At 59.8% G+C, this 7038-nt stretch carries 9 protein-coding genes; 7 read left to right on the forward strand and 2 right to left on the reverse strand.

All coding sequences use genetic code 11. The annotated features are described in order from the left end of the window. Positions 1 to 1165 (forward strand): efflux RND transporter permease subunit (locus tag NDI87_RS15515; protein ID WP_296276354.1); only part of this gene is annotated, 1165 nt, incomplete at its 5' end. Positions 1166 to 1421: 256 nt separating this feature from the next. Here the strand turns inward: NDI87_RS15515 and NDI87_RS15520 are convergent. Next, positions 1422 to 1961: a DNA-deoxyinosine glycosylase gene (locus NDI87_RS15520; protein ID WP_296276355.1), complete on the reverse strand. Its 540-nt coding sequence runs from the start codon at positions 1959 to 1961 to the stop codon at positions 1422 to 1424. Positions 1962 to 2045: 84 nt separating this feature from the next. Here NDI87_RS15520 and NDI87_RS15525 point away from each other — a divergent pair, with 84 nt between their 5' ends. Continuing rightward, positions 2046 to 2270: a hypothetical protein gene (locus NDI87_RS15525; protein ID WP_296276356.1), complete on the forward strand. Its 225-nt coding sequence runs from the start codon at positions 2046 to 2048 to the stop codon at positions 2268 to 2270. A 76-nt stretch (positions 2271 to 2346) separates the two neighbouring features. Here the strand turns inward: NDI87_RS15525 and NDI87_RS15530 are convergent, their stop codons facing one another. Continuing rightward, positions 2347 to 3783 (reverse strand): O-antigen ligase family protein, encoded by a 1437-nt coding sequence (locus NDI87_RS15530; protein WP_296276358.1) that lies wholly within the window; start codon positions 3781 to 3783, stop codon positions 2347 to 2349. A gap of 232 nt (positions 3784 to 4015) precedes the next feature. Between NDI87_RS15530 and NDI87_RS15535 the strand changes: the two genes are divergently transcribed. The 5 genes from NDI87_RS15535 to cpaB all read left to right on the forward strand — a co-directional run. After that, the gene (locus tag NDI87_RS15535; protein ID WP_296276359.1) at positions 4016 to 4204 is read left to right on the forward strand and encodes a Flp family type IVb pilin; all 189 of its coding nucleotides are present in this window, start codon (positions 4016 to 4018) and stop codon (positions 4202 to 4204) included. Positions 4205 to 4320: 116 nt separating this feature from the next. Next, positions 4321 to 4485, forward strand: coding sequence for a Flp family type IVb pilin (locus tag NDI87_RS15540; protein WP_296276360.1), 165 nt, complete (start codon positions 4321 to 4323; stop codon positions 4483 to 4485). 81 nt (positions 4486 to 4566) lie between these two features. Continuing rightward, entirely contained in the window at positions 4567 to 5136 is a 570-nt protein-coding gene (locus NDI87_RS15545) for a prepilin peptidase (protein ID WP_296276361.1), read from the forward strand. A gap of 11 nt (positions 5137 to 5147) precedes the next feature. Further along, on the forward strand, positions 5148 to 6506 hold the full coding sequence (locus tag NDI87_RS15550; RefSeq protein ID WP_296276362.1) for an ATP-binding protein: 1359 nt from the start codon (positions 5148 to 5150) through the stop codon (positions 6504 to 6506). A gap of 1 nt (position 6507) precedes the next feature. After that, positions 6508 to 7038 (forward strand): Flp pilus assembly protein CpaB (cpaB, locus tag NDI87_RS15555; protein WP_296276363.1); only part of this gene is annotated, 531 nt, incomplete at its 3' end.

Consider the following 7038-nt stretch of genomic DNA (forward strand, 5'->3'; position numbering starts at 1 on the left):
GATCAAGGCCCGCATCGACATGCTGTCCACCGGCATCCGCACGCCGATCGGCATCAAGGTCTTTGGCAAGAATCTTGATGAAATGGAAACGCTGGCCCGGCAAATCGAGGCTGTGGTGAAAACGGTGCCCGGCACCAGCAGCGCCTTTGCCGAGCGCATCACCGGCGGCTTTTACCTCAACATTGAGCCCGACCGCGCGCAACTGGCGCGCTACGGCCTGACTGTGGGCGAACTGCTCGACGTGGTGGGCACGGCCATCGGTGGCGAAATGGTCACCACCACGGTGGAGGGCCGCGAGCGCTTCGGTGTCACGGTGCGTTACCCGCGTGAGTTGCGCGGCGACCCGCAGCAGATCGCCACCCAGGTGCTGGTGCCGACCATGGAAGGCGCCATGGTTCCGCTGGGCCAGTTGGCCAAAGTGGTGGTGGCCAAGGGCGCGCCCGGCATCCGCACCGAAAATGCGCTGCTGTCGGCCTACATCTACGTCGACATTCGCGACCGCGACATCGGCAGCTATGTGCGCGACGCGAAGAAAGCCGTGACCGAGCAAGTCACTTTCCCGAGCGGCTACTACGTCACCTGGAGCGGCCAGTTTGAAAACATGGAACGCGCCATCGAAAAAATGAAGGTGGTGATTCCGGTCACGCTGCTGTCCATCTTTTTGCTGCTGTACCTGAACTTCCGCCGTATCACCGAAACCCTGATCGTGATGCTGTCGGTGCCATTTGCCCTGGTGGGCGGGGTCTGGTTGATGTGGCTGTTGGGCTACAACCTGTCGGTGGCGGTGGCGGTCGGCTTCATTGCCCTGGCCGGTGTCGCGGCCGAGACCGGTGTCATCATGCTGATCTACCTCGACCACGCCTGGGAAGCCATCAAGACCAAGTGCCGGGCGGACGGGCGTGAGCCGGAGGTCGGTGACCTGTATGCGGCCATCATGGAAGGCGCCGTGGAGCGCGTGCGTCCCAAGATGATGACCGTGGTGGCCATCATGGCCGGCCTGCTGCCGATCATGTGGGGCACCGGCACCGGGTCTGAAGTGATGAGCCGCATCGCCGCGCCGATGGTGGGCGGCATGATCTCCAGCACGGTGCTGACGCTGGCGGTGATTCCGGCGATTTATGCGCTGGTCAAGCAGTGGCGGCTGAAAAGGGGGATGGAGGGGTGATTTTGGCTGGCAGTGTGCGATAGAGCGGCCATGCTGCTTGTCGTAAATTCACAGCCATAAATTTACCCCTGTTCAAGGTCCGTGTGCGGTATCGCACCGGATACGGGAGGCTCGCAATGACGGAAGCGGTCGTCTCTGCGTTCGCAATGACGCTGTTCTTGCACGTTCAACGGCTTGTAACCGTCTTTGAGTCATGATGAACCAGATGCGACAAGTGCGCGGAAGCGAGCTTCCCAGTCGTCTATCCAGCCCGTCATCACAACCCGGCCACCGTCACCACCTCGCGCCAGCCCGCAAGCTTGCGCTCAAAAGACCAACTGGCATTGGCCGGGCTGGTCGAGGGCAGCCGGTAGACCGGCAGACCCAGCGCACGCGTCACACGCGCGTGGCGAAAGCTTTCGCCACCATTGTGCGCAATCAGCCGCAGAGCGGGGCAACGGCGCAGCAGGCCGGCCAGATCATTGACCTGCGGCTGACGGATGGCCGCATCCAGACTGCCATCGCGCTCGCACGACGCATAGACGTCCCACAGGCCCAGCCCCTTGTCCAGCAGCCAGGCAACGCGTTGCTGGTACTGATCGGCGCCGGGCAGCGGGCTCGCCGGCCAAATGGCTTGCAGTAGCCGCCAGAAAGCATTTTGCGGATGGGCGTAATACTGCTGGCGCGCCAGCGAAGTAACGCTGGGAAAGCTGCCCAGCACCAGCATCCGGGTATGGTCCGCCACCAGTGGTGGCAAGCCATGGAGACGGGTGGACTCATTCACTGCAAACTCCGTTATTGAAGGGCTGGGACACATAAAGAAAACTGATGCGCCAGATTTTTCTGTACATCAAGGCACTATATTTCATGCTGTTGCATTTCCTTCAAGCATGACAAACCCGTGAACTGGCTCAAGAAACTCCTGCCCCGACGCCGGGCCCTGCCACCCGAGCAGCGCGCCAAAGACCTCATTGCCGCCATCGATGCTGGCGGTCTGCCGCTGAACGCGGCGCTGGTCAACGACATTGCCCGCAAGCTGGGGCTGGAGGTATCGCCCCGAGCCCGCATGGATGAGACCATCCCCCGCATTCGCATGGCGCTCAAGCGACTGGAAAGCCATCGATAAAGTGGCCGCATCGGCCTGCAAAAGTCGCAACCTTCAAAGTCGTTGGCCAATTTTTTACATCTGTAACTCGTACTGTTCAAAAACTGCCATTGCTGAAAATCCTGGGGGCAAGAACAGTGTCCTTGGAGTACGATGTATTTAAAACACTTAGCGCTTCAAGTTCAGGCCAGATCCCGATGACCAGGGCATAGCTCATCAGGAGCGCAACCAGGCTGATGAGGATCCGCTGTACGGCCGACGGTCGAAAATCAATCGTTTTGACTGAGGGTGAACGTGAGTAGCTCCAGCCCCAAGCACAGCCAACATACATCGCGATCCAAAGCTGACTGGTCGGCATCACGATCAGCCCCGAAACAAAACCATCGACCAAAATTGCCAACCCCGTCACAAGCCATGCCGTGTGCGTGTCCTGATCTTGCGCAGAGATAGTCTTGCGAAGTTGCCAGAGCTTGCGCATGGCCAGTGCGAGCACGCCGCACAGCAGGAGCAGTGCCGGCATTCCCCATTCGCTGGCCATCTGCAGCGGCCAGCTATGGGGGCTGGATCCCAATTGGAGATCGCGGCCATAGTGCGCAAAATGCACGGGACCGGCACCCAGCCAGGGGTTTTCGCGGATCATCTCCAGAGCCCGCGTCCAAAGCAACAGACGGCCTGAAGTCGGGTTTGCAAGGGTACGTCCCACGGTGGTGGGGAAAAAACCGAATGGTTCCAGGCCCTGTATCAGCGGAATCGCCACATAAAAAAACAGATAGCCAACCAGTCCTGCCAAGCCGGCAAGCAGCATGGCGCGACACCAGGTTCCTGCGGCCTGGCGCAGGCTGAACCAGACAATGGCAATGGCGAAAGTCAGGCCCACAAAAGTGCCGCGTCCGGCGCTCACAAAAAGAAGCATCCACCACAGGGCGGTGATCCCCCACCAGAAAAGCTGGCGGCCACGATCGGGCATGCGCGCCGCCAACAGCCCCAGCAGCGGTAAGGAGATGGTTTGCACATAATTAAAGGAACGGATGTTGCTGAAGCCAAATAATAGTTGCCAGGGCTTTGGCTGAACGCCGGCTTTGAGTACCGAGAAATAGATGGCAATAGCGAGTAATAGAAAGGCCGCACAAGCCAGCCCGCAGAGCATCAGCAGCTTGTCCAGCAACTGGTCGCCTTTGGCGCTGATTTCGGCAGCCACCAGCCACGCTACGCCGAGCAACAGGAAAAGGTTCGTCCACTCAAGAAACGCATGGCGCGGTGAATAGGCGGCGCCGCTGGAAACCAGGCCCAACAGAAAAAACAGCGCCAACAGCAGTGTGATCGGGCGGCTGAGAAGCTGCGGGATGGCTGAGCCCTTGATCCACTGAGACCAGACAAGACCGAGTGCGAAAAGCACACAGGAAATTTCGATAAGCCGCTGGTTGTCGTGAATTAATGCACCCGTCACCAATGGCAAAAACAGAAAAGGACTGATGACGAGCGACGCCGCGAGCCAAAACGGGAAAACCGATTTCAAATTGATGGCAACGGCCATGGAAGACGTCTCCTGGAGCGCGAAAACCTCAGGCGCGGGTTTCACGGCACAAATTCTACGGACTCATGCGAATTATCAATTCTGCTTTTTCGCCAAATCAGAAAAATGACCCTGCGAGTTCGAAACAAGTGCAAATCCTGATGAGAGATTCTCAACAAGGGTGCAGCGGACTCTCAAAGTGTTTGGTCGCTCATGGGGAGTGGTCAATGTTCAACTTAACAGGAGTGTCATCATGGAAAAATTTGTTCTTGCCACCCGCCGCTTCATGCGTGACGAGGAAGGTGTGACGGCGATCGAATATGGGCTAATTGCAGCGTTGATTGCTGTGGTCATTATTACGGCGGTTTCTGAGGTTGGTGATGAGTTGGTAAAGGTCTTCGAAGAAATTTCAAGTGAACTACAAGATGCTATTAGTGGTTGAGCAGGGCTTCTGATTCAATACGCTGTCCTTGCTGCCGGTGTGACCAAGTTCAAGCACCAGCAGTCTTGGGATGGCGCATGAAGGGTCTGATCTGACCCCAACCATGATAGAAAACGATGAAATTTCAACGCGGTGTCACTTCCATTGAATATGCCCTGATGGCATTCCTGATCGCCATCGCGATCATCGTAGGGGTTGGGGCAACAGGGGAAGCGAATGCACTGAACTGGTCCAAGGTCACTACAGCGGTTAAAGCGGTTAACAAGGCTTTGGGCTTATAGGGTATGTAGCAAACATAACAACATAAGAAAACAGAAGGGCGCCAAATGCAGTTCAATATCGTTCCAGAAGGATGGCAGGCCATGGGTCTTACCGCTCTGGCGCTGCTGGTGCTCGCCGCGCTGGTGTTCGACCTGCGCCAGCGGCGCATTCCCAACAAGCTGGTGTTGCTGATGCTGGGCGCTGGCTTTCTCATCAATCTCATCGGCCACCAAACCTGGCTTCAGGGTGCCGGGCTCTTCACCAGCTATCCAGGTGCCCTTGGCGCCAAAGGCGCGCTGCTGGGTGCGCTCACCGGGCTGGCCGTCTTTTTACCGTTTTACCTGCTGCGCGCCATGGGCGCGGGCGATGTCAAGCTGATGGCCGGCATCGGCAGCTTTGTCGGCCCGGTGGCGGCCATCAATGTGGCGCTTTTCATTCTGGTGGCTGGTGGCGTGCTGGCCGTGGTGCGCATGGTCTGGGTGCGTAAAACACAGTTGGTCCTGTTCAATGTGGTAACCGCGCTGGGTCAGATGGTACCCGGCTCGGTGGCCCGTTTTGACCCGGCCACCCAGTCTGCTGACCGCATGCCCTATGGCGTGGCCATGGCCGCTGGCCTGCTGGCCTATGGCGCGTGGATTTTCAGCGGTCACAACCCGATCGTCAATTTCTGAAGGCAAGCATCATGGAAGCGCTATCACACACCACTTCGCCGCTGCTCAGAGCCGAGCCACCCGACCCAACCGAGGTGCCGGTGGCCGAAGCGGCCAGTCTGCCAGCCGCCTTTCTGACCGACCTGGCACTGCGCCACTTTGCGCGGTTGGGCGAGCTCAAGCTGGTCCAGATCGCGCACCATCTTGGCATGGCCGTGCCTTTGGTTGATGGCTTGCTGTCAACCATGCGCAAACTTGGGTTGCTCGAAGTGCCACGCCGTGGCGATCTGGAGGGCGATGTCAGTTATGCCCTGACAGACACCGGCCAGCGGCTGGCGCGGCTGGCCTTTGAAAAATGCAATTATGTGGGCCCGGCGCCGGTCACCCTGCCCGAGTATGTGGCCCGGGTGGGCGAACAAAGCCAGCACCTGGCACCGGTGCGCGCCGCGCGCCTGCAGCAGGCCATGGACGACTTGGTGATCGACCCGGCCATGCTGCCCACGCTGGGCAGTGCGCTCAATTCGGGCAAGTCCATTTACCTTTACGGTGCCAGCGGCAGCGGCAAGACTTATCTGGCCGAGCACTTGGTCAAGACGCTGGAGGGCCATATTTTGGTGCCGCATGCCGTGTATGTGGACGGCGAGGTGATTCAGGTCTATGACCCTGTCGTGCATCACCCGGTGCCACCGGCCGCAACCCCAGCGCATGGCCTGGCGCGCGAGGTGCCGATGGACGGCCGCTGGGTGCTGATCGAGCGGCCCGTGGTGATTGCCGGTGGCGAGCTCACGCTGGACATGCTTGACCTGGCCTACGACCCGCACACCCGCCTGCATATGGCACCGCCGCAAATGAAGGCCAACAACGGCATCTTCGTGTTGGACGATTTTGGCCGCCAGCGGGTGGGCCCGTACGAGTTGATGAACCGCTGGATTGTGCCGCTGGACCGCCGCGTCGATTACCTGGCGCTCAACACCGGCACCAAGTTCACCGTGCCATTTGACGTGCGCGTGGTGTTTTCGTCCAACCTGGCGCCTGAAAAACTGGTGGACCCGGCCTTTGCCCGGCGCCTGGGCTACAAGATCCACCTGCTGCCGATGAGCGCGAACAGCTACCGCACCGTGGTGGTGCAGGCTTGCGCGCGCAGCGGCGTGCCGCCCGAACAGGCCGGCATCGACTACCTTGTCAACACGCTGCACATGCGCAATCTCATGCCTTTCCTGCCGAGCCTGCCGTTCGATGTGATCAGCAAGATTGCCGACCGCGCCCAATACCTGGAACAAGCCCCGCGCATGACGCCCGAACTACTGGACTGGGCGTGGGCCAATTATTTTGGTGGCAATGACCCATTAGCGCAGGCCGAAGCCAGCACGACCTTCAATCAAGGAGAGTGAAATGAAGAGCAAACGCGCAATCATCATGCTGACCCTGTCGGTGCTGCTTGGCATCGCCGCGGTCATGCTGGCGGCCCGCTGGATGGGCCAGCAGGCGGCCAGCGACAAAACCACGGTGCTGGTCGCCTCCCGCGACATGGATCTGGGTCAGGCCATCACACCCACCATGGTGCAGTCCGTGCCGTGGCCCACGGGCGCGGTGCCAGCGGGGGCCTTCGACGACCCCAAGAAGCTGGAGGGCCGCGTGGTGCGCATCAGCATTTTCAAGGGCGAACCGGTACTGGCGCCCAAGCTGGCCCCCGAAGGCACCAAGGCCGGGCTCGATTCCGTGATCAAGGCAGGGTACCGCGCCATCACCGTCAAGGTCAACGAGGTGGTGGGTGTGGCCGGTTTCCTGGCGCCTGGCAGTTATGTGGACCTGCTGGTCAACTTCAGGGATGAGCGCGACAAACCGATGTCGCGCGTGGTGCTGGAGCGCATCATGGTGCTCGCCATTGCGCAGGAGGCCCAGCGGCCTGATGAGAGCAAACCC

The sequence above is a fragment of the Rhodoferax sp. genome (assembly GCF_023701345.1).
In the GTDB taxonomy this organism is placed as follows: Bacteria; Pseudomonadota; Gammaproteobacteria; order Burkholderiales; family Burkholderiaceae_C; genus Rhodoferax.